This is a genomic window from Spirosoma foliorum, from assembly GCF_014117325.1.
Lineage (GTDB): Bacteria > Bacteroidota > Bacteroidia > Cytophagales > Spirosomataceae > Spirosoma > Spirosoma foliorum.
On sequence record NZ_CP059732.1, the window covers coordinates 2,485,563 to 2,506,812 of the forward strand.

Below are 21,250 nucleotides of genomic sequence, written 5' to 3' on the forward strand. Positions count from 1 at the left end.
ACACTCGATTGCCAAACTATACACAGCAAGTAGTTGCGACTGTGTTGTATCTTTGATAATGAGTTTAATGAAACCTAGTAGAACAAATCTGTGGAAAGACGTAATGCGTTAAAAACAATGGCTGGGGCCGTGGGTGGGCTAATTAGCTTGCCTGCCTGGGCAAATGGCTGGACGACCGAAACTGTCCTGACAACCCGAAAAATTCTCTCTGTAGGCCAAACTGAATTGCTGGCAGAGATGGTCGAAACGATTATTCCGGCTACCGATACGCCTGGCGCAAAAGCCCTGAACGTTCATCAGTTCGTGCAGAAAATGGTGGCCGATTGTTACCCTAAAACGGCACAGGAAAACCTGAACAAAGGACTCGATTCGTTAAATGATCTGGCTCAGAAATCATTTAGCAAACCTTTTGCTCAAGGCGATACGGCTCAACGGACAGCACTACTGACGCAACTGGCTCAATCGCCGGATCAAAAGGAGTTTTACTCGCTAGTGAAGAACCTCACTATTCGAGGCTATATGACGTCGGAGTATGTGATGACCAATCTTACGCACTACGAATTTATTCCAGGTCGTTACCACGGTTGCGTGCCTGTACCTCAAAAAGCAGCTTCACAAGGAAAATAGGTGTACGGTTTGAGGTATTCGGTTTACGGTGGCTGACGTACGAAGTTGCTTTCGCGTCAGCCACCGTAGACCGAATACCTCAAACCGAATACTGTAAACTAACCACTCTTGAAAATGTCTTACTTTAATATAGATGCGCAAGCCTTAAACACCTACGATGCCATTGTCATTGGCTCAGGCATTAGTGGCGGCTGGGCAGCCAAAGAATTGACTGGCAAAGGCCTGCGCACCCTCGTTCTCGAACGGGGACGCGATGTTCGGCACGTAACCGATTATCCTACGACCAACAAACAACCTTGGGAATTTGAACATAGAAACCAGCTTAAGCAGGAAGTTCGGGAAGCCAACCCGATTATCAGCAAGTGCTATGCTTTTTATGAAGGTACCGAACAGTTTTTCGTGAAAGACGCTGAGCATCCTTACGTTCAGGAAAAGCCTTTCGACTGGATACGGGGCTATCAGGTAGGCGGCAAATCGCTGATGTGGGCACGACAAACACAGCGCTGGAGCGATTTCGATTTTGAAGGACCTGCCCGTGATGGATTCGCCGTTGACTGGCCGATCCGCTATGCCGACATTGCCCCCTGGTATAGCCATGTAGAACGATTTGCCGGAATAACCGGTAACAAAGATGGCTTGGCCACTTTGCCAGATGGTGAGTTTCTGCCCCCCCACGAATGGAACTGCGTAGAGAAGCATTTTCAACAAAAAGTGGCGGCCAAATATAAGGATCGGCATGTGATTATGGGGCGGGCCGCGCATTTAACGCAACCACAACCCATTCATTTTCAGCAGGGACGGGCGCAATGTCAGCACCGTACCATCTGTGAGCGCGGATGTCCGTTTGGTGGCTACTTCAGTAGCAATTCGTCAACCATACCCTGGGCAGCTAAAACGGGTAAAATGACCTTACGTCCCAACTCGGTTGTTCACTCGATCATCTACGATGAGGCCAAAGGCCGGGCAACGGGGGTGCGCGTCATTGACGCTAATACCAAACAGATGCAGGAGTTTTATGCTCGTATCATTTTTCTGAATGCGGCAGCATTAAACTCCAATCTAGTGCTGTTGAATTCAACATCTCATCGCTTCCCGAATGGTCTGGGCAACGACAGTGGGGTTTTGGGTAAATATGTCGCTTTCCACAATTATCGGGCAGGTATTTCGGGTGAATACGATGGAGATCTTGATTCGACAACAGATGGTCGTCGGCCAAACAGCCCTTATATTCCCCGTTTCCGAAATGTGCTAAAACAGGAAACGAACTTCTTACGAGGGTATGCCTCTGGTTTTTCGGCCGGGCGGATTTCGCGGTCTGATCAAAATGGAATTGGAGCCGACTTGAAAGAGAGCCTGTTGAATCCTAAACTGGGCGGTTGGTACGTCGGCTCACATATGATGGGTGAAACCATCCCGAAAGAATCGAACTATCTTGCGCTGGACTCATCGCTAAAAGATCCGTTTGGTATTCCCCAACTGAAAATCTCGATTGCTTACGATGATAACGACGATAAAATGGTGAAGGATTATCAGGAGCAACTAACGGAGATGTTTACCGAAGCGGGTTTCAAAAATATCCGGGTACGTGACAGTCATGCCGCACCTGGCCTCGATATTCACGAAATGGGTGGTGTGCGGATGGGTAAAGACCCCAAAACGTCGATGCTCAATAAGTGGAACCAACTTCATGCCGTGAAAAACGTATTCGTAACAGATGGAGCCAGCATGACCTCGACTTCCACGCAAAACCCATCATTAACCTATATGGCGCTTACAGCCCGCGCTGCCGATTATGCCGTGAAAGCTATGAAAAAGGGGCTGGTGTAGGTATCATTTTATTTTTTTGTATCTGGCGCGGGTATTTACCCGTGCCTTTTATTTTGGCTAGCATTCGCTAGCGCACGATTAACTGGTAGGTCGGCGGATGCTGACGAAATTATAAGCACGAGCAAATGCACGCGCCAGAAGTATTTCTACGGGTTAATTAACTTTTAAGGAAAACCATTGAAATCGTATACCTCTCGTTCCCCTATTATGTCTAAAACTTTTATCGGGATTGCCTGCCTGATGGCTTCACTGCTTTCGTGGGATAGCCTGGCCGAAAACCATACGGGCAAATATCCAAAAGCCGTTCGTACACATAAGAAATCAGATCCGTCATCTGAACTAAAACTTCCAGCTGGATTTTCAGGCACGATCGTCGCGCAGGATCTGGGTTCGGCTCGTCATATTGCGATTACCAAAACCGGTGACATTTACGTGAAGCTGGCTAAACTCAAGGACGGGAAAGGAATTTATCGGCTTCGGGATACCGACAAAGATGGTCTGATTGATGAAACAACGGGCTTCGGGGATTATCCCGGAACCGGAATTTTCATTAACAATGGATATCTCTATGCCTCGTCTAATTCAAGTGTTTATCGCTACAAACTCAACGATAAGCAGGAGGTTGATAGCCCCGATCAGCCTGAAAAACTGGTGTCGGGCTTACGGGAAAAAGACCGAGATAAGTCGAAGTCGATTGCGGTTGATAATCAGAATAACTTGTACGTGAATATCGCTTCGGATAACGATGCTTGCCGGGAAGCCGGGACCGGGAAAGGGTTAATGCCCTGCCCGCTGCTGGATTCGGCAGCAGGTATCTGGAAATTTAAAGCAAATGTTGCCGATCAATCCTTTGCGAGCGGCACACGCTATGCCACTGGTTTGAAAAACGTTGTGGGGCTGGATTGGAATACCAAAAACAACTCCCTGTTTGTTTTGATGCATGGGCGGGGGAAATTCGATGATTTCTACCCACAGTACTATACACCGCAAAATAGTGCTGAGCTACCCGCCGAAACGATGTATGAAGTTCATCAGGGCGATGATGCTGGTTGGCCTTATATTTATTACGACCCCGTTCAGAAAAAGAAAATGCTGGCTCCTGAATATGGTGGAGATGGCAAAAAAACGGGTGGTGAAAAAGCGATCAGTCCAGTAGTCGCTTTCCCGGCTCATATGGCGCCTAATGGATTACTGTTCTATACGGGAACGGCCTTCCCCGAGCGTTACCGAAACGGCGCTTTCATTGCGTTTCACTCCCAATCGCAACCAATTCACAAAGGCTATTTAGTTGGCTTTGTGCCGTTTAAAAATGGAAAGCCAGCGGGCCCATGGGAAATCTTTGCCGATAATTTTGCGGGTGTCGACCTCGAAAAACCACAAGGTCCCGTACAACATCGTCCTTGTGGTCTGGCGCAGGGACCCGATGGCTCTATCTATGTAACGGATGATTTGAACGGTACCTTATTTAAAATCAGTTATAAAGGGTCGGCCAAAGGCCAGAAATCAATGACGGCTTCGAAAAAGAAGTAACAGCCTGAATTATTAACGATTAACTAAAGCCATCTACGCTAGCTAGTAGGTGGCTTTTTTGTGCTTCCTTTTACCGGATCATACTGAGGCAAAGTGGTTTTTCGTAGACCTTTTTAACAAACATTAACTTGGACGGATGTGCCTGATACTGAATCTTTATGGCGGCTTAAGCGCCTGCTAAAACGATGCGTTATTTACTTCTGACACTAGTCCTTTACAGTCTTATCATTAATCTGGCAATTGGTCAGCATACCCAACGTTCTGTTGGAGACTATACTGTTTTTACGATTCCATTTGAAGGAGACTCGATCACGTTTGCTGTTGTCACTCGAAAAGGTGAGTTGACGAAGAAGAAGCCAATTTTTCTATTTCGTCAGGGTTCCCTGCCGATTCCGCTGTTTACCATTAATCCGAAGACCCATAAGCCTGCCTTAACAGAATTGCCCATTACCTGTTACGACCACGAAGCTGACTATTATTCAATTATGATTGCGAAACCGGGGGTACCTCTCGTTGTTGAGGATGCGTATTTAGATACGCTGTTTACTACCCGTAGCAGGCCTAAGCCCACAATGTATACGTCGACGTATTTTAGTCATAACTACCTTGATTATTACGTTCATCAGACGAATGCTGTGTTTGACTTTCTGCTTAAACAGCCTTGGGTGGATACTAAACGAGTTGTACTAGCCGGTGGGTCAGAAGGCTACCATGTAGCGATTAAAACGGCCTATACAAATCCAAGGGTTACCCATTTAATTGTATCATCAGGCGGGTTGGAAGGCCGACACCAGTCGATCATCCGTGCCGAGCGAATGAAAGGGTATACAGGCGAGTATACGCAAGAGGAGGCTCAACGAAGCGTTGAGGGGTTGCAACGGGAATGGATTGAGATTTGTAAAGACTCGCTCAATACGACATCGACTTATGGCGATCCTAAACGGACAACCTATTCATTTTCGCATAATCACAATTTAGAGTATCTGCTTGCCCTAACCATACCCATTCGTGTGATCTATGGCACTGCCGATGTGGGCTCGACCTCGAACGATATCCTACCGCTTGAGTTTGCTCGTCGTGGCAAAATGAATCTTAGTTTGAAGGCATATCCTAATCATGACCATACGTATTACAAGTTAACGTATAATGCGAAGGGGAAGGTTATCGATAAAGTCTATAACGGCGTTGTTGTCGAAAAGGAGTATTTCGACTGGCTCAGGCTTCATTAACTCAATGGGTACGAAATGCTGAAACCAATACGTTGGATAGTGGATTGAGGGTGCCAGAACAGTAAACCAAACCAATCTATACCTTTATACCCCGTGCGCAGGCACTTCGTCTGCTGCCCATTAACCGACCTATTGTTTTATGAATTACTCCGAAAAGATCACCCGCCAGCAGTTTCTTAAACTAGGCGCCTTAGCTACATCGGCGGCTTTGTTACCTCAGCTAGATGCGTTTGCAGCCCCTACCAAAAAGGTTGGTTTGCAATTGTATACACTGCGGGATTTGATGGCGAAAGACCCGGATGGAACATTGAAAAAAGTGGCCGAAATTGGCTACAAAGAAGTTGAGTTGTTTGGTTACGCAGATGGTAAATTCTTCGGCAAAACACCTAAAGCATTTGCAGCCCAACTGAAAAGCCTGGGTTTATCGGTTCCCAGCGGACACTATACAACGGGCAAAACAATGCCAAATGCGAAAGGCACCCTCACCAATGACTGGAAACGGGCGGTTGACGATGCTGCTGCTATCGGACAGAAGTACATGGTTTGTGCTTACCTGTTCCCCGACGAACGGAAAAAACTGGATGACTACAAACAGTTTGCGGATCTATTCAATAAATCGGCGGAAGTCGTGAAAGCGGCCGGGATGCAATTCTGCTACCACAACCACGATTTTGAATTTAAGGCAATGGATAGCAAACTGCCTTATGATGTCCTGTTGAACGGTACCGACAAGAACCTGGTCAAACTCGAACTCGATTTGTACTGGGCTACGTTTGCGAATCAGGACCCCGTTGCTTTGTTCAAGAAGCACCCTGGTCGTTTCCCGCTTTGGCACATCAAAGACATGGAAAAAACGGCTGAACGGGCATTCGCGCCAGTTGGTACGGGTTCTATTAACTTCCAGCGAATCTTCGACGCGAAGAAAACAGCGGGCATGACGCACTACTTCGTTGAACAGGATGTCTGCAAACTGCCACCACTGGAGTCAATTGCGATCAGCTTTAAGAATGTGGAAAAATTGAAAGTATAAATCTAGGTCGATTAACCCGTTTACAGGCCAAACGAAACTCCTCGGTTTCGTTTGGCCTGTGTATTTTTGAGCGATGAATGTTTCTAAGATACTCCTGGCGATCGGCCTGTTTTTAATTGGTTCCTTTGGCCACTGGTATATCATGTACTGGCAATTCAAAATGCCAAACTGGATTCGGTCGCCGATACCATACGTGCTGGCGCTAGGATGCACCTGGTTATGGATTAAAGCTTCCAAATATGGTGTAGAAGGGTTCAATGGCTCCATGTGGTCGAATCGATTCTTGTTTTTTGCTACGGGCGTTATCGTTGGTGCCTTCCTCTATCCGTTGCATTATAACCAGCCCCTTACTATTAAAGTAGTCATTCAGATTCTTCTGGCCCTCTGTATTATCCTTGTTTCGTTGATTTGATTGATTATCACCCAGTTTTGTGCGAAATTATACACTGCCAAATCGCGCAAATGCCTCTCGTTCCAGTTCTTCCCGATGATTGGGATGGGCAATGTTGATAAGGGCACGGGCACGTTGGCGGAGGTTCTTGCCGAACAAATTAGCAATACCGTATTCTGTGACAATGTAATGCACATGCGCGCGAGTGGTCGTTACGCCGGCCCCTTCTTTCAAAAACGGAACTAGTTTACTCTCTCCCCGAGTGGTTGTTGACGCCAGCGCGAAAATAGGTTTTCCACCTTCCGACAGACTGGCTCCCCGCACAAAATCCATCTGGCCACCTACGCCTGAATATTGGTAGGTCCCAATCGTGTCGGCACAAACTTGCCCTGTCAGGTCGATTTCGATGGCCGAATTGATGGCCGTAACTTTCGGGTTGCGCCGAATGATAGCCGTATCGTTGGTAAAACTGACCTGTTTCATAGCGACCCCAGGGTTATCATCAATGAAATCGTAAACTCGTTGACTGCCCATTACAAAGGCCGAAACAAGGCGATAGGGTAGCACTGTCTTATGTTCACCGGTGATCACCCCCCGTTCAACCAGATCGATCACCCCATCCGAAAACATTTCGGTATGGATGCCCAGCCCTTTGTGATGGATAAGCTCCGATAGCGTAGCATTCGGAATGCCGCCGATGCCAAGCTGAAGCGTGGCACCATCTTCAACCAGACTCGCTACGTTTTGGCCGATCTTACGATCCAGATCACTGATCTGACCAGGCAACACTTCGTAAACGGGCGCATCTACCTCAACGGCCGCGTGTAGCATCGAAACTGGAATCAGGCCGTCACCATGCGTGCGAGGTACACGTGGATTCACCTGGGCAATCACATACTTCGCCGAATGAATGGCCGCTAACGAAATATCGACCGAAGGACCCAGCGAACAGAAACCGTGCGCATCGGGGGGCGATACCTGAATAAGCGCTACATCGATGGGCAATATGTTTCGCTGGAACAAAAGAGGGACCTCACTCAGAAAAACTGGAACGTAATCGCCGATGCCCTGATTGAGTTGCTTCCGCATATTGGCACCGATAAAGAAGGAATTAGGTCGAAACGAATTTTGGTACTGGGCATCCAGATAGGGCAATGGCCCTTCGGTATGCATATGACAAATCTCTACATCACGAAGCTCATGAGCACGATCGACCATTGCCTTGATGAGCATATGAGGAGTTTGGGCAACACTATGTATAAAAACGCGATTGCCCGATTGAATAGCCGAAACGGCTTTTTCGGGACTAGTGAGCGGAAGATGAACAGGCATTGTTAGGTAAAAGCGTAATTTTTGACGCCACAAAAGTAGGTGTTAGTGCTTCTGCATGAGGTGATTAATTTCGGCATGGTTGGCTGAGTTTAATCAGGGTTTTTGCAGGAAAAAGTGTCAGGAAAATTCACGCTAATTTGGCCAGCCTATGGGAGCAATCGGGGTACGCTGGTCAATAGGACCACAAACAGCAGTGGGCGGGCGAACCGGACCACCTACAAGAAATGTAGGGCCATTAGAGGGAGGAGGTGGCGATTCTGGATTAGGGATACGGCCGTTCAAGGCGTAAAACAAGGTAGGCGGAATGCCATCCGTGTCTTTTCGATCAATGTAATACGGTTTTATTGAAACAGCCGAAGCGGTAAAGTAGCCAATTACTTTTTCTTTTGGATCGGCCTCATTTCGAATATTGCCGATCATTACCGTCGGTGGTGTGTCAGTCAATCCACCTGTTGATTGTGTCTGTTGCTGGAAAAAATTGAAGTACTCGTAAGCCGTTTTAGTGAGCGCTTCCTGTCGAATATCGACCAAACAAGGGCTATGCTGATAAAAGGGAACCTGAGCAACCAGTTGTCGGGAAATAAGCCCACCATTCGTAAACTTATCATCGAAAACATTGATGGTATGACTGTAGAGGATTTCCCAGCATTGCGTTCGACAGAAATAATCGAACGAGGTACCCTGAACGTACAAATAGGCCTGTGAGCTAGCGGGTGGATAAACGCAATCCTCAAAAGGTTTATTGGTCGATTGAAATACGCCATTATTAAACGGCAAAACTTCATTGACGGCATAAATACCCTGATAGCAAGTCCGACAATACTCCTGGGGCTCATAAAGCATCCAGGACCATCGATAGTAATTGTGCTCATTGACAGGGTCCTGGGTGTCCAGGTAAACGTCATGCGCTGCGCGATAATGGCCATCTATTGCTTCAATGGGCGAAAGACTGGTTGGGTTGAATTGAACCGTCACCCGGCTAATGGGAGGAACGGAGGGCATCACCTGTTGCGTGGATATATAGCGAGTGCCATCACTCAGGGTAAAGCGGAGTTGGTAAGCGTGGTTTATCTGCCCTTTAAAATCGTTCGGCAATTGATAGCTGCCATTTATTGTTTCATGACAGCTAATCACCTCCGACGAATCGAGTATTACTTCAACCGTTGCTTTGGTAACGGGTAGTGTTCCACTTCGTCCAGTTAGCCGGTCAGCATGCGAACGATTAAGTCGAATGACCATCGGTTCGGCTACATTCGTAATCGTCCCGTCAACAACAAGAACATCCACGGTATCGGCCAGGGTTTGGGCGAGGGGATCTACACAAGCGAATGGTAGAAGCAGAGCCGTTAAACAGCCAAGTCCAAGTAGAGCTAACGAACGCATACATAGCTGGAATGTTAGACCAAAACCGCTTTACGAATAGATTCTACTTTTTTGAATTTACTGCTTGATGTAATTGTCTGATTTGAATTCATTAGCCTCCGAATTGGGCCCGCTGCCTATCCTCGTTATGTGTCCTCAACTACGATATATACAAAGCTCGGATGCTGGTGGAGCAACTCCCTCGTTGAGCGTAGTATGGACTACGTTCGAGTGTTATCCGGTCTTTGACCGGAGTGAACTAAATTGAAAAACCGGTCGGAGATGGCAACGGCCACCCGGCGGAAACACCACGGCGTAGTCCAGACACTACGCCGAACAAAGGTCTGCCGTAGGTGCGACCTATATACTAAGAATTAGGTCGCACCTACAGCGCTTACTGGATGGAATAGGTTTATTTTTCTATTAACAGGTCGCACTTACAGTGCTTAAGAGAACGAGGGTGCCAATAAAAAATAATATATATTTTCTCCAAAATAACCAGCTATTCCCTACGTGTGCATCATCGACTAAAATCACCGGACAGCCACCAATTCTTCGGTTAATAGTTGTTGGAACCAGCGCCCTGATGCCTTCACAATCCGTTGCTGCGTTCGGAAATCGACATAGACCAGGCCAAAGCGGGGGCGATACCCTTCTGCCCATTCGAAATTGTCGAGGAATGTCCAGGCAAAATAACCCTCAACCGGGAGGCCTTCCTGTTTAGCCCGAAGTACTTGCTGTAGGTAATTCTGATGGTATTCGACTCGGGCTTTATCATGCACTTGTCCCTTCTCCACCTGATCGTAAAAGGCCGCACCACTTTCGGTAATGTAGATTTTTTTGATGCCTTCGTACTGTCCGAATTGTTTTATGATTCGGTACATACTTTCGGGGTATACCTCCCAACCCATCTCCGTAATGGTTTGTACATTTCGCCGGAGGGGCGTTACATCTTTTGCCCACAGATACGGCATAAAGTACGATTGCTCGACCACTGCCCGGAAATAGTGCTGTAAACCAATAAAGTCGAAGTCAAATGCGAGCCGTTCCATGTCGCCGGGTTTAGCCACTTTTTTAGCAATGCTAGCCAGGAAGGGCAGCTCTTTCGAGGGGTAACCAAGGCCGAGAGATGGCTCGATAAAAAGCCGGTTCATGAGCGCATCCACCCGAATGGCAGCAGACTGATCGCCAGGGGTAAACGGATCGATGGGGGAGCAGGAGAAAGTGGTACCAACTAACGCATCGGGAACATTTTGCCGAACAATGCGCCCACCTTCGGCCTGGGCCAGCGCGGTATGGTGAATAACGGGCAACAGATTCCGGAAACTCCGCCGACCCGGTGCGTGCTGTCCCGTAAAATAGCCCAGTATCGAAAATGCCAGTGGTTCGTTCAGGATAATCCAATGCTTCACTTTGTGGCCATACGCTTTTGTACAGACATCGGCAAAATCCGCAAACCAATCCACAATTTTTCGGTTGGGCCAGCCGCCTTTTAGTTCAAGCGCCTGCGGTAAATCCCAGTGGTAGAGTGTGATCCAGGGAGTAATGCCTAATTGAAGACACTGGTCGATCAGGCGGTCGTAGAAGGCAATTCCGGCTTCATTGATACGTCCGCCATGCGCTGGCCCTACACCGTCGGGAAGGATTCGTGACCACGATAGCGAGAAACGGAAGGCATTGAATCCGAGTTCTTTATGCAACAAAAGGTCCGATTCATAGCGGTCGTAGAATTCACAGGCTATATCGGCCGTTTCGCCCGTTTTGATTTTGCCTTTTTGCCGCCCGAACGTATCCCAGACGCAGGGCGTTCGTCCGTCGCGGTCAACCGCTCCTTCAATTTGATAGGCAGCTGTAGCAGTTCCCCAAACAAAGTCGGAACCGAAGGTATGGCGGTCAAAATTTAGTGGATCAGATGGGTTCATCAATACGTTGGCACAGGTAAATCGTGCGCAAAAGTACCGCCTGGTAAGCAACGAAAAACCCCAACTCGATAATTTAACATACCGAATTGGGGGACACGCTACAGGTTAGGTGGGATTATCCTCGGCGGCCAAAAGGGCCAGGCTGATTCCGGTTGTATCGATTAGGCTGCTGAGCCGCAAATAACCGATCGCGTTGGATTGGGGTTAACACGGCGAGCATATCCTGACGTTTGCGTAGTTGGAGCTGACGAAGACCGTCGGGCGTCATGCGCGAGGTTTGCATGATGTGGTCATAATTGTCTTCGATTTTATGCAATTGTTTCTCCTGACGACGAGACAACCCAACAATGGCGTCGATTCTGTCAATTTTTACCTCGTCCTGATATTGGTCGTAGTCGTAACGAGAGTTGCCGTGTTGTGGAGGGCGGTTGTCAAAAGGTCTTGAATAAACACCCTGAGCGAAGGTTACCGTGGTTGCTAAGCTGAAGAGGGTGAAGGCGGTTGCAATTATCGTTTTCATGATCAGTACGTGTTTAGTTGTGCGTTACTGATTCTTAGAAGCGAACTAGGCTTCATCGTTTAATAAGGCTATAGGCCCATCTGGCCGAATGCCCATTTTTAGCTGTTAAAACCGCTGAACGGCCTTCTGAATGCCGAATAAAATTTATCTATCAGTTGATTTTTTAGCCTGGTACCTTGACGCGTGTAGTTGCCATAGTACTCTTTACTTAACATTATCCTGCAACGGCATCGCTTTGCGCTGCGATATAGGGGGGCGCTGGCAGTTATAGCCTAGTGGACGATACCAATACAAAGAGAATAAGGACCCCAAATTAGAACACCATGAACGAAAAGGAATGTCAACGTCAGAATCGTAGTATCGGCCGTTTTTTTACAAAGCATACCCTGGGCGTGCCGCAGCTGAAATCAGCGACTACCTACAAGGTATTTACGGGTGGAAGTGTGTCGGCGGTTAGTACAAACGTGAATGGTATCTACACCAGTGGCGCGTATACATCAGGCACACAGTCAACATCATTTACAATGAGCAGTGTTGTGATGCAGGTAGGTGGAAGCGTAGGACCGTAGTGTATCATTATTCGTAAGGAATGGTATAAACACAAAGACCGCAACGAGTTTTTACACTCTCTGCGGTCTTTGTCTATCTGTGTTATATCCCAAAACTAGCCACGACGGCCATAAGGCATTGGCTGATTTTTGTTGTATCGATTAGTTGGCTGCGACTGATAGGCGAACAACCGATCGCGCTGGGCCGACGTTAGAACGGCAAGCATATCCTGACGTTTGCGCAATTGGAGTTGGCGTTTGGCATCGACTGATTGTCGAGGATTAGCCATGAGTCGGTCATAGTTGTTCTCGATTTTACGCAGCTCTTTTTCCTGTTTGAAGGATAGTCCCACCATGTTATCCAACTGATCGATTTTCAGATCATCCTGAAACTGATCGTTGTTGCCAAAGCGAGGAGCCTGAACTTGTGGCTGACCAGGCCGATTGTTGTTAAATGGTTTCGAATATATGCCTTGTGCGAACGTTACTGTAGTAGCTAAGCTAAAAAGGGCAATAGCGGAAATGAGTGTCGTTTTCATGATCAGTATGTGTTTAATTGTGCGTTACTGATTCTTAGAAGCGAACCACTCAACAGCGTTTAATCGGCCTGTAAGTCCATCTGGTTGAATGCCCATTTTGGTCCGTTGAACCCGGCTGAATCACTCCTGAATGACCTCTATTTTTTCAGTCTGTCGCCGAGCCATTGCCTGTGCTAAAATACTAGCAACAATGAGCTGGAGGGCATGATAAATCATGATCGGCAGTAATGCTATGCCCGCCATACTGCCCGGAAACAGGACATTTGCCATCACACTACCCTGTACCAGCGATTTCTTGGAACCACAAAACAACGCTGTAATTCGGTCTTCCCGGTTAAAATTCAGGAGTCGGCTGAGGAATGTGATGAGTCCGTAAATTAGAAAGAACAAGGCCAGCATCAGGGTGGCCAGCCAAAGTAGATCGCTCGCTGAAATCTTCTCAAATGAATGAAGGGCAAACGATTCGCAGAAGGCAGTGTAAACAATGAGTAAAATGGTGAACTGGTCGAAATACCGGAGTGCTGTTTTATGCTGGGAAGCCAGCCAGCCCAGGCGCTTATTCAGTAAAAGCCCAAGTACGACCGGTAGAATAACCTGAAGGGTTAACTTGCCAATGACACCGGCGAGGTCATATTGTCCAGTGGTATTGGCCAGTAAAAAACTCATCCAGATAGGTGTAATGAATACCCCAATCAGGCTGGAAATGCTGGCATTGAAGATCGCAGCCGGCAGATTTCCGCCCGCAATAGAGACCATCACCACCGATGATGAGACCGTTGAGGGTAAGGCTGCTACATAGAAAATGCCCAGCCAAAGCAACTCAGTATCTGGTGTTAGGAACAGCGAGCGGGCAGCCAGTACAACCGCCGGAAATACGACGAAGGTGGTAAGATGAATAACCAGATGAAGTCGGTGATTTCGCAGTCCTTCGCGCAACTGGCTGAAATTCAATTTTAAGCCATAAAAGAAAAAAATCAACGAAACGCCGTAGGTGGCCAGGGTCGACAATGAAAATATGCCCTCTTGGATACCCGGCTCGGGCCAGAGTTTGGCCAGGCCGATCATGGCTAGCAAAGCGAAGATAAACCAATCGAGTCCAGCGCGGGAGAGGAGAGAACCTAGGGACGTTTTTGCCATAATTTACTCGGTATCGGAAAGGCAGATGACTATGGTCGTACTAGCCAAGTGTATGTACAAGAGCTAACCAGTCAACCGCTTTAGGAGTTCGTGTATTGGGTAATTCGCTTGTACCCGCGGGCTTCAGCCCGTGTTTTAATTCACACACATATACGGGCTGAAGCCCGTGGGTACAAGCAAAATCAAGAGTCTTGGGTATGAAGGAAAATGCCTAATAATAAATTATTTATAAGAAGAGTAATGAGGACAACCGTTAAGGAGGAAACACACCTTTTTTATGAGAAAAGTACTACTGCTTCTGCTAGTATGCGTATCGGGTTATGTTCGAGCGCAGGAAACTCCACGGCTAAAAACACCAGTGAACTATTCCCAACCGTTTGCGAGAGGTTCCGGGTTGATTGGCTTGCAAGCGGGCTATTCCCAAGGAGTATGGTTTGGCCGTAATCTCACGATTCATCCATATGGCGGGTATTTTGTCGCCAATAAGCTACTACTTGGGGTAACTGGTACCATAAGTCAGGAAGGATTTGATCGGGTTCGGGAAATTATCAACTCGGTAGGCCCTATGATTCGCTACCAGATAACCCGTACTCGTCTTTCCCCTTTCCTGACAGCTTCCTGTCAAATCGGGCAGCGTACACTTTCAGGGGCTGATAGTCGCACAACTACTCAGACGCAGGTTGTTGGTGGTCAGGTGATTACATCAACAAGTGGATCGTATGTGTTTAGCGATGGAATACCCCATTTGATCTACACCCGTTCGATGGGCGCGGGATTGAGTATGGGCGTCAGCCGAGCTTTATGGATTGATTTAGCCGTTACTTCACAGGATCAAGCGGTATCGCCTGGTTCGAAAATAGACAGTTACACGATACTTTGGCAATTACAGGCAGGACTGAATTATAAGCTGGGCGGCAGATGATGCTTAACGGCTGGCAACCAGTTTTTTATCCTTACTCTTGAGCTGGATTTTGGTAAGCGTCGGCCAGTTTTTGCCCGTAACGTAAAACGCGTTTTCGGTAGGTTGGAACGCTATGCCGTTCAGAACATTCTCTTTATCGATGTTCGTTGGGCGAATGCCTTCCATGTTCAGATTGCCAACAACCTTTCCAGTCTTGATATCGATCTGGACAATCCGATTGGTTTGCCAGACGTTGGCGTACACATACCCGTTTACATACTCCAATTCGTTGAGATTCATGACAGGCCCCATGTTGTCATAGACAACGAGTTCGCCTTTGCGCTGGAAATCTGGCGAAAGAAAATAGAGTTTGTTCGATCCATCACTCTGGATAAGAACCGAATCGGTATGGGTCAACCCCCAGCCCTGCGTTGGGTATGCGAATGTTTTGGCAAGCTTAAAATCCATCGTATACTGGAAACAAACGCCCGAAGTCCAGGTGAGCTGGTAAATCCGGTCGTTCAGAATGGTAATACCTTCGCCAAAATACTGACTGTCTAGTGATACAGATTTAATCGTGGAGCCCGTTGCCAGGTCAATCTGCATGAGCTTTGATTGGCTATTCAGTCCAGTGCTTTCGTACAATGTCCCCTTATAAAACTCAAGTCCCTGTGTGAAACTACTGGACTGATGAGGAAGCGTTTTGAGCACCGTGTAAGTAATGGATCGCGGATTAATATCAGACCAAAATTCAACGCTGAGGGTATCCGCATTGACTGTGTTATTGGCCGTTTTACCACGGACAACTAGTTGGTGTAGCCCTATTTTTTCAGCCCCAGTATGGATAGAAAGTGACGTTGCGGATTTCTGAACCAGTGGTGAGCCAACATCATCGAGCGAAACGGTAGCCTCGCTCAAGGGCTGACTGAGCTGAATGGTTATCGTATCGCCAAGGGTGTACGTCGACTTGGTCAGCGAAGCAATTGGTTGTTTAGTATCTTCGGTGGTCGTCGTTTGTTCCTTTTTCTGTTTGCAGGTGAGCACCGACAAACCTAATAGGGCAATGAATAAAAAACGGTAACGGGCTAACTTGTTGGGACGTTGCATTGGTGATTTCTAACTAATTTATTGCTTACATATTTCGTCTGTATCGACCACCCACTGCATAGAGTGCGTTGGATAGTTGACCCAAGGAACACACTTTGGTGGCTTCCAGCAGGCTTTCAAAAATATTGCCATTCGTTAAAGCTGTTGCCTGTAAATTGTTCAGAGCAGCTTCTGCTTCAACCTGATTGCGCTCCTGAAAAGCCCTACAAGATTCAACGGCGTAGCGTTTTTCGTCATCGGTCGAGCGAATAACTTCGCTGGGAATAATAGTTGGCGAACCAGCTGGGTCGAGAAAGGTATTCACACCAACAATAGGCAGATCGCCGTTATGTTTCAACGTTTCGTAATACATCGATTCTTCCTGAATCTTGCTACGCTGATACATCCGTTCCATAGCCCCCAGTACACCACCCCGCTCGTTAATAGCTAAAAACTCCTGATAGACCGCTTCTTCCACTAAATCAGTAAGCTCTTCTACGATGAACGCGCCCTGCAATGGATTTTCGTTTTTCGTCAGACCAAACTCACGATTAATTACTAACTGAATGGCCATTGCCCGCCGAACGGATTCTTCGGTAGGGGTGGTGATGGCTTCATCGTACGCATTGGTATGCAGTGAGTTACAGTTGTCGTAAATGGCTAATAGCGCTTGTAACGTTGTCCGAATATCGTTGAATGCGATTTCCTGCGCGTGTAGACTCCGACCAGAAGTTTGAATATGGTACTTGAGTTTCTGCGAACGGTCGTTGGCTTTGTATTTATGTTTCATAGCCTTGGCCCAGATGCGCCGGGCCACACGTCCAAGAACTGTGTACTCCGGGTCCATGCCATTCGAGAAAAAGAACGACAAGTTGGGCGCAAAGGCATCGATGTGCATCCCCCGACTCAGATAATACTCAACAAAGGTAAACCCATTGGAAAGCGTAAAGGCCAACTGGGAAATGGGGTTAGCACCCGCTTCGGCAATGTGATAGCCCGAAATCGAAACGGAGTAGAAATTCTGAACCTGATTGTCCGTGAAGTATTGCTGAATATCGCCCATCATTTTAAGGGCAAATTCTGTCGAGAAAATGCAGGTGTTTTGCGCCTGATCTTCCTTTAAAATATCAGCCTGCACCGTCCCGCGAACCTTCCGAAGCGTATCGGCTTTAATTTGCTCGTAAACGTCTTTGGGCAAAACTTTATCGCCTGTAGTACCCAATAATAATAAGCCAAGACCATCATTGCCGTCGGGGAGGGGGGCGTTGTAGGTGACCTCACCCCCCGGCCCCCTCTCCTTGAAATAAGGAGAGGGGGAGTTGTGGCTAGCCCCTCCCCTGAAATAAGTGGAGGGGTTGGGGTGGGGTTGCGCCCTCAACCATTTCTCGCACTGCTGATCGATTGCTGCGTTCAGGAAGAATCCGAGGAGCATAGGTGCGGGGCCATTAATCGTCATGGAGACCGATGTCGCCGGGTCGCAGAGGTCGAAGCCGGAATAGAGTTTCTTGGCATCATCAAGCGTGCAGATGCTGACACCTGAATTGCCGATTTTGCCGAAAATGTCGGGCCGAAAAGCTGGGTCTTCACCGTAAAGTGTAACCGAATCAAAGGCCGTCGACAACCGTTTGGCGGGTAACCCTTTCGATACATAGTGGAATCGGCGGTTTGTGCGTTCTGGTCCGCCTTCGCCTGCAAACATGCGGGTGGGATCTTCACCTTCACGTTTGAGGGGAAACACACCGGCAGCGAACGGAAACTCACCGGGCACATTTTCGGTCAGGAGCCAGCGCAGAATGTCGCCCCAATCGTTGTACTTCGGCAGGCTGACTTTCGGGATTTTTAGGTGCGAAAGGGTTTCTGAATAGAGCGGCTGCCGAATGATTTTGTCCCGGACTTTAAACTCATAAAATTCGGCCGCATAGCGTTTCTGAACATCGGGCCACTGTTGCAACATCGCCTGGCAATCTGGCTGAAGTCTGGTGCTGAGGTGCTCTGAAATTCGTTTTAATTCATCCTGAGCCGAACTGTCAGAAACAAGTTTCAGGACTCCATCAAGCTGGTAAAGCTGTCGGGCCATGGTTGTCTGTTCCTGTACAAACTGATCGTACCGGCGGCTCTCTTCTACAATCTCCGCCAGATAACGAACGCGATCGGGCGGAATGATGGCCTGTTGAGCTGAGTGTTTGGCGTTTGCTCTCTGCTCGCTGACCCCGCTCTCTGCTTCCTGCTCTTTACCATTTTCTCCCAACAGCCTCATCAAACGAGCAAACAAGGCATTCATGCCCGCATCGTTGAACTGAGACGCTATAGTTCCCAAAATGGGTAATTCGTCGTCGGGTATATCCCAGCGGTTATGGTTCCGGCGATATTGTTTGCGTACATCGCGTAGGGCATCCAGCGAGCCCCGTTTGTCGAATTTATTGATCGCAATAACGTCGGCAAAGTCAAGCATGTCGATTTTCTCCAACTGCGTGGCTGCCCCGTATTCAGCCGTCATCACGTATAGCGTTTTGTCGGCATGCTCCGTAATCTCGGTATCCGACTGGCCAATGCCCGATGTTTCGACAATAATCAGATCAAACTGAGCGGCTTTACAAACATCAATGGCATCCTGTACGTAGCGACTTAACGCCAGATTCGATTGGCGAGTGGCCAGCGAACGCATATATACTCGACCGGGCTCTCCAACCTGGGCACTGATTGCATTCATGCGAATCCGATCGCCGAGAAGCGCACCGCCCGTTTTTCGTTTCGACGGATCGACCGAAATAATTGCCAGCGTCTGATCGGGATACGTCCGTAGAAACCGTAGCACCAGCTCATCCACCAATGATGATTTTCCTGCCCCCCCCGTACCCGTAATGCCCAGAACTTTGGGCGAATGCGCAAATGAGAGAAAGGACGATTGTTTAAATTGATCTGGATAGTTTTCGGCGGTGCTGATGAGCCGGGCTATTTGGTTGGTATTGAGCGATTGCGTGGGTTGGGTAATTGGCGGCAAGGCAAAATCGCACTGACGAAGCAAATCGTCAATCATACCCTGTAAACCCATCGCTCGCCCATCGTCGGGCGAGTAGATCCGGGTGATCCCATATCTATGAAGCTCCTCAATTTCTGTTGGTAGAATGGTGCCACCACCGCCACCGAAGATCTTAATGTGTCCTGCGCCCAGTTCGTGAAGCAGGTCGTACATGTATTTGAAAAACTCCAGATGGCCTCCCTGATAACTCGTTACGGCAATACCCTGTACGTCTTCCTGAATAGCGCAATCGACAATTTCGGCCACCGATCGATTGTGCCCAAGGTGGATGACTTCAGCGCCAGACGCCTGCATCAGTCGGCGCATGAGATTAATGGCTGCATCGTGCCCATCGAACAACGAAGCCGCTGTAACGATGCGGATTTTATGCGTAAACGGTTGCGGTTGCTGGGCGGCTGGTTTAGGAGATTGAGCAATCATCGGATTATTGACTCAAACATTGAACTAGATTGCACCAAAGGTACGCGTTACGAATCGAACGTGAATGCAATTTATCCGCCGTTCGTCCTGCTAAACGGCTTACTGCCCCCAATGTTTCGCTGATGAATTGCGTTAATAGGTAGCTTTACCGAATATCTTTGATAACGAGCATGAGAAAAAATATAGCGTCTAAACTTGCGCTGGCAGGTTTATTAGTAACCAGTATAGCAGCTACAGCGGTTCAGGCTCAGGATAAAGCCTTACTGTATGAAGTTACGGGTCCTGGCTTGGCTAAACCATCCTACCTCTATGGCACATTCCACCTCATTTGCCCGGCCGATTTGCAAATAACGGACGCGATCAAGAAAGCAATGAGCGATTCCCAGCAAGTTTATCTGGAGTTGGATATGGATGATCCTAACATGATGATGAACATGCAAAAAGCGGTTATGATGTCGGGTGGAAAAACAATTAAAGATCTACTTTCCGCCGATGATTATACTGTCCTGGACAATTATTTGAAGCAGAAAATGGGCATGGGCCTGGCTCAGATGGGTATGTTTAAACCCATTGGCATTATGTCGATGATGTACATGACTATGCTTCCCTGTCAGCCTGCTTCCTACGACATGACGTTTGCGCAGATGGCCGCAACGGATAAAAAAGAGGTGTTTGGACTTGAGACGCTTGAGGCTGAGATGGCTGCGCTGGATAAAATTCCCTTGTCGGAACAGCTAAAAGGGTTGGTTGAGATGGCTAGAAACCCCGATGAAGCCAAGAAGGAGTTTTCAGAAATGGTTGATAATTATAAAGCGCATGACCTGAATAAACTGATGGGCGGCATGAAATCCAGCAAATTTAGCGGAGGTGATTTTTCGCAGTTTGAAGAGAGTTTGCTGGGCGAGCGGAATGTAAGCTGGATGCCGGTTATTGAAAAAGCGGCTAAAGAAAAACCAACTTTTTTTGCCTTCGGTGCCGGGCATTTGGGCAACGAAAAGGGCATTGTGAATCTGCTTCGCAAAAAGGGGTACACCGTGAAACCTGTGCAATAACTGGTGTTGGAATTAGATCTCCCACCTAAAACTGAATTGTCTTTTGTCATCCCGACCTTAGGAGGGATCTCAAGCTTCGTACTAATCAAACTTGAGATCCCTCCTAAAGTCGGGATGACAAAAGTCAGTCTGGATTTTTCTATTGAAGAAAAAGTTTGAACCTGATCAATACCGCCGGTGAGTTAGGGTAAACATATAACCTTCATAATTACCCGACATGCCCGTTGCATTCGTGGCTGGTTGACAACTAACTACCGTATTTGCGTCTTTCGCTGAGGTAAACAACTCTCGATCAACGACAACAGGGTCAATTGTATAGCCGAGTTTAATTAACTCAGTTCGCAGAAGTTCATACTGTTCTTTTGAACGGACCTGGTACGTAAGCACATCTGACCGGCTGTTGCGGTCGTATTGTATTATAGCCGTTGCTTTCGATGGATCTTGTTGTAATGGACTTGGATGATACGCAAACAAACAAGTCCAGCCATTCAAACCGCCTGAGCTTTTATAGCACACAAATCCCTGTTGAAACATACTGTACTCAAATTTATCGGCTGAAGCACTTAAGCATTGGAATAAGTCTGGCATGTGTATTCGTTGAGCAAAGGAGACAGATGTCCAGAGGAACAGGCCAAGTAAAACGGTTAAAAAACGCATCTGATCTTTAGTGAATGAGGTAGAGTAACTAGGTGTTATTTTGCCTCCATCAATAATTCGGCCAAAAAAACAGCTCCAGATAAGACTGTTTCTTACCTGG

General features: G+C 47.7%; 18 protein-coding genes. 9 read left to right on the forward strand and 9 right to left on the reverse strand.

The window, feature by feature from the left end; genetic code table 11:
* Positions 1-117 precede the first annotated feature (117 nt).
* From H3H32_RS10135 to H3H32_RS10160, 6 genes are all read left to right on the forward strand, one after another.
* Positions 118-627: a gluconate 2-dehydrogenase subunit 3 family protein gene (locus H3H32_RS10135; protein WP_182464305.1), complete on the forward strand. Its 510-nt coding sequence runs from the start codon at positions 118-120 to the stop codon at positions 625-627.
* Positions 628-741: 114 nt separating this feature from the next.
* The gene (locus H3H32_RS10140) at positions 742-2,454 is read left to right on the forward strand and encodes a GMC oxidoreductase (protein WP_182462556.1); all 1,713 of its coding nucleotides are present in this window, start codon (positions 742-744) and stop codon (positions 2,452-2,454) included.
* Positions 2,455-2,661: 207 nt separating this feature from the next.
* On the forward strand, positions 2,662-3,984 hold the full coding sequence (locus tag H3H32_RS10145) for a PQQ-dependent sugar dehydrogenase (protein WP_182462557.1): 1,323 nt from the start codon (positions 2,662-2,664) through the stop codon (positions 3,982-3,984).
* Between the two features lie 185 nt (positions 3,985-4,169).
* Positions 4,170-5,213: an alpha/beta hydrolase family protein gene (locus tag H3H32_RS10150; protein WP_182462558.1), complete on the forward strand. Its 1,044-nt coding sequence runs from the start codon at positions 4,170-4,172 to the stop codon at positions 5,211-5,213.
* Between the two features lie 139 nt (positions 5,214-5,352).
* Positions 5,353-6,243, forward strand: a complete 891-nt coding sequence (locus H3H32_RS10155) for a sugar phosphate isomerase/epimerase family protein (RefSeq protein WP_182462559.1) — start codon at positions 5,353-5,355, stop codon at positions 6,241-6,243.
* Between the two features lie 73 nt (positions 6,244-6,316).
* The gene (locus H3H32_RS10160; RefSeq protein WP_182462560.1) at positions 6,317-6,655 is read left to right on the forward strand and encodes a hypothetical protein; all 339 of its coding nucleotides are present in this window, start codon (positions 6,317-6,319) and stop codon (positions 6,653-6,655) included.
* Positions 6,656-6,682: 27 nt separating this feature from the next.
* On the opposite strand, the gene H3H32_RS10165 is transcribed toward H3H32_RS10160, so the two are convergent.
* From H3H32_RS10165 to H3H32_RS10180, 4 genes are all read right to left on the reverse strand, one after another.
* Positions 6,683-7,966 carry an acetyl-CoA hydrolase/transferase family protein gene (locus H3H32_RS10165; RefSeq protein ID WP_182462561.1) on the reverse strand — a complete coding sequence of 428 codons (1,284 nt, stop codon included), beginning with the start codon at positions 7,964-7,966 and terminating at the stop codon, positions 6,683-6,685.
* 132 nt (positions 7,967-8,098) lie between these two features.
* Positions 8,099-9,349 carry a DUF4249 domain-containing protein gene (locus H3H32_RS10170; protein ID WP_182462562.1) on the reverse strand — a complete coding sequence of 417 codons (1,251 nt, stop codon included), beginning with the start codon at positions 9,347-9,349 and terminating at the stop codon, positions 8,099-8,101.
* A 512-nt stretch (positions 9,350-9,861) separates the two neighbouring features.
* Entirely contained in the window at positions 9,862-11,250 is a 1,389-nt protein-coding gene (locus H3H32_RS10175; RefSeq protein ID WP_182462563.1) for a GH1 family beta-glucosidase, read from the reverse strand.
* A 115-nt stretch (positions 11,251-11,365) separates the two neighbouring features.
* On the reverse strand, positions 11,366-11,770 hold the full coding sequence (locus H3H32_RS10180; RefSeq protein WP_182462564.1) for a hypothetical protein: 405 nt from the start codon (positions 11,768-11,770) through the stop codon (positions 11,366-11,368).
* A gap of 323 nt (positions 11,771-12,093) precedes the next feature.
* On the opposite strand from H3H32_RS10180, the gene H3H32_RS10185 reads away from it, so the two are divergent.
* Positions 12,094-12,339: a hypothetical protein gene (locus H3H32_RS10185; protein WP_182462565.1), complete on the forward strand. Its 246-nt coding sequence runs from the start codon at positions 12,094-12,096 to the stop codon at positions 12,337-12,339.
* A 95-nt stretch (positions 12,340-12,434) separates the two neighbouring features.
* Here the strand turns inward: H3H32_RS10185 and H3H32_RS10190 are convergent, their stop codons facing one another.
* Together H3H32_RS10190 and H3H32_RS10195 are read right to left on the reverse strand one after the other, a co-directional pair.
* The gene (locus H3H32_RS10190) at positions 12,435-12,857 is read right to left on the reverse strand and encodes a hypothetical protein (protein WP_182462566.1); all 423 of its coding nucleotides are present in this window, start codon (positions 12,855-12,857) and stop codon (positions 12,435-12,437) included.
* A gap of 120 nt (positions 12,858-12,977) precedes the next feature.
* A complete protein-coding gene (locus H3H32_RS10195; protein WP_182462567.1) occupies positions 12,978-13,994 on the reverse strand; it encodes a bile acid:sodium symporter family protein in 1,017 nt (338 codons plus the stop codon).
* A 277-nt stretch (positions 13,995-14,271) separates the two neighbouring features.
* On the opposite strand from H3H32_RS10195, the gene H3H32_RS10200 reads away from it, so the two are divergent.
* Positions 14,272-14,916 carry a hypothetical protein gene (locus H3H32_RS10200; RefSeq protein ID WP_182462568.1) on the forward strand — a complete coding sequence of 215 codons (645 nt, stop codon included), beginning with the start codon at positions 14,272-14,274 and terminating at the stop codon, positions 14,914-14,916.
* A gap of 3 nt (positions 14,917-14,919) precedes the next feature.
* Here H3H32_RS10200 and H3H32_RS10205 read toward each other — a convergent pair whose 3' ends face one another.
* Together H3H32_RS10205 and H3H32_RS10210 are read right to left on the reverse strand one after the other, a co-directional pair.
* Positions 14,920-16,002, reverse strand: coding sequence for a glutaminyl-peptide cyclotransferase (locus tag H3H32_RS10205; RefSeq protein WP_182462569.1), 1,083 nt, complete (start codon positions 16,000-16,002; stop codon positions 14,920-14,922).
* A 25-nt stretch (positions 16,003-16,027) separates the two neighbouring features.
* Positions 16,028-19,441: a methylmalonyl-CoA mutase family protein gene (locus H3H32_RS10210; RefSeq protein WP_182462570.1), complete on the reverse strand. Its 3,414-nt coding sequence runs from the start codon at positions 19,439-19,441 to the stop codon at positions 16,028-16,030.
* A gap of 170 nt (positions 19,442-19,611) precedes the next feature.
* On the opposite strand from H3H32_RS10210, the gene H3H32_RS10215 reads away from it, so the two are divergent.
* A complete protein-coding gene (locus H3H32_RS10215) occupies positions 19,612-20,493 on the forward strand; it encodes a TraB/GumN family protein (protein WP_182462571.1) in 882 nt (293 codons plus the stop codon).
* A 165-nt stretch (positions 20,494-20,658) separates the two neighbouring features.
* Here the strand turns inward: H3H32_RS10215 and H3H32_RS10220 are convergent, their stop codons facing one another.
* Positions 20,659-21,150: a hypothetical protein gene (locus H3H32_RS10220; RefSeq protein ID WP_182462572.1), complete on the reverse strand. Its 492-nt coding sequence runs from the start codon at positions 21,148-21,150 to the stop codon at positions 20,659-20,661.
* Between the last annotated feature and the right edge of the window lie 100 nt (positions 21,151-21,250).

Excerpts from the sequence above, each read along its gene's own strand:
- H3H32_RS10205 (WP_182462569.1), bottom strand. The coding sequence starts at position 16,002 with ATGCAACGTCCCAACAAGTTAGCCCGTTACCGTTTTTTATTCATTGCC.
- H3H32_RS10155 (WP_182462559.1), top strand. The coding sequence starts at position 5,353 with ATGAATTACTCCGAAAAGATCACCCGCCAGCAGTTTCTTAAACTAGGC.
- H3H32_RS10170 (WP_182462562.1), bottom strand. The coding sequence starts at position 9,349 with ATGCGTTCGTTAGCTCTACTTGGACTTGGCTGTTTAACGGCTCTGCTT.
- H3H32_RS10195 (WP_182462567.1), bottom strand. The coding sequence starts at position 13,994 with ATGGCAAAAACGTCCCTAGGTTCTCTCCTCTCCCGCGCTGGACTCGAT.
- H3H32_RS10140 (WP_182462556.1), top strand. The coding sequence starts at position 742 with ATGTCTTACTTTAATATAGATGCGCAAGCCTTAAACACCTACGATGCC.
- H3H32_RS10185 (WP_182462565.1), top strand. The coding sequence starts at position 12,094 with ATGAACGAAAAGGAATGTCAACGTCAGAATCGTAGTATCGGCCGTTTT.
- H3H32_RS10165 (WP_182462561.1), bottom strand. The coding sequence starts at position 7,966 with ATGCCTGTTCATCTTCCGCTCACTAGTCCCGAAAAAGCCGTTTCGGCT.
- H3H32_RS10150 (WP_182462558.1), top strand. The coding sequence starts at position 4,170 with ATGCGTTATTTACTTCTGACACTAGTCCTTTACAGTCTTATCATTAAT.
- H3H32_RS10160 (WP_182462560.1), top strand. The coding sequence starts at position 6,317 with ATGAATGTTTCTAAGATACTCCTGGCGATCGGCCTGTTTTTAATTGGT.
- H3H32_RS10135 (WP_182464305.1), top strand. The coding sequence starts at position 118 with ATGGCTGGGGCCGTGGGTGGGCTAATTAGCTTGCCTGCCTGGGCAAAT.
- H3H32_RS10220 (WP_182462572.1), bottom strand. The coding sequence starts at position 21,150 with ATGCGTTTTTTAACCGTTTTACTTGGCCTGTTCCTCTGGACATCTGTC.
- H3H32_RS10200 (WP_182462568.1), top strand. The coding sequence starts at position 14,272 with ATGAGAAAAGTACTACTGCTTCTGCTAGTATGCGTATCGGGTTATGTT.
- H3H32_RS10180 (WP_182462564.1), bottom strand. The coding sequence starts at position 11,770 with ATGAAAACGATAATTGCAACCGCCTTCACCCTCTTCAGCTTAGCAACC.
- H3H32_RS10210 (WP_182462570.1), bottom strand. The coding sequence starts at position 19,441 with ATGATTGCTCAATCTCCTAAACCAGCCGCCCAGCAACCGCAACCGTTT.
- H3H32_RS10175 (WP_182462563.1), bottom strand. The coding sequence starts at position 11,250 with ATGAACCCATCTGATCCACTAAATTTTGACCGCCATACCTTCGGTTCC.
- H3H32_RS10190 (WP_182462566.1), bottom strand. The coding sequence starts at position 12,857 with ATGAAAACGACACTCATTTCCGCTATTGCCCTTTTTAGCTTAGCTACT.
- H3H32_RS10145 (WP_182462557.1), top strand. The coding sequence starts at position 2,662 with ATGTCTAAAACTTTTATCGGGATTGCCTGCCTGATGGCTTCACTGCTT.
- H3H32_RS10215 (WP_182462571.1), top strand. The coding sequence starts at position 19,612 with ATGAGAAAAAATATAGCGTCTAAACTTGCGCTGGCAGGTTTATTAGTA.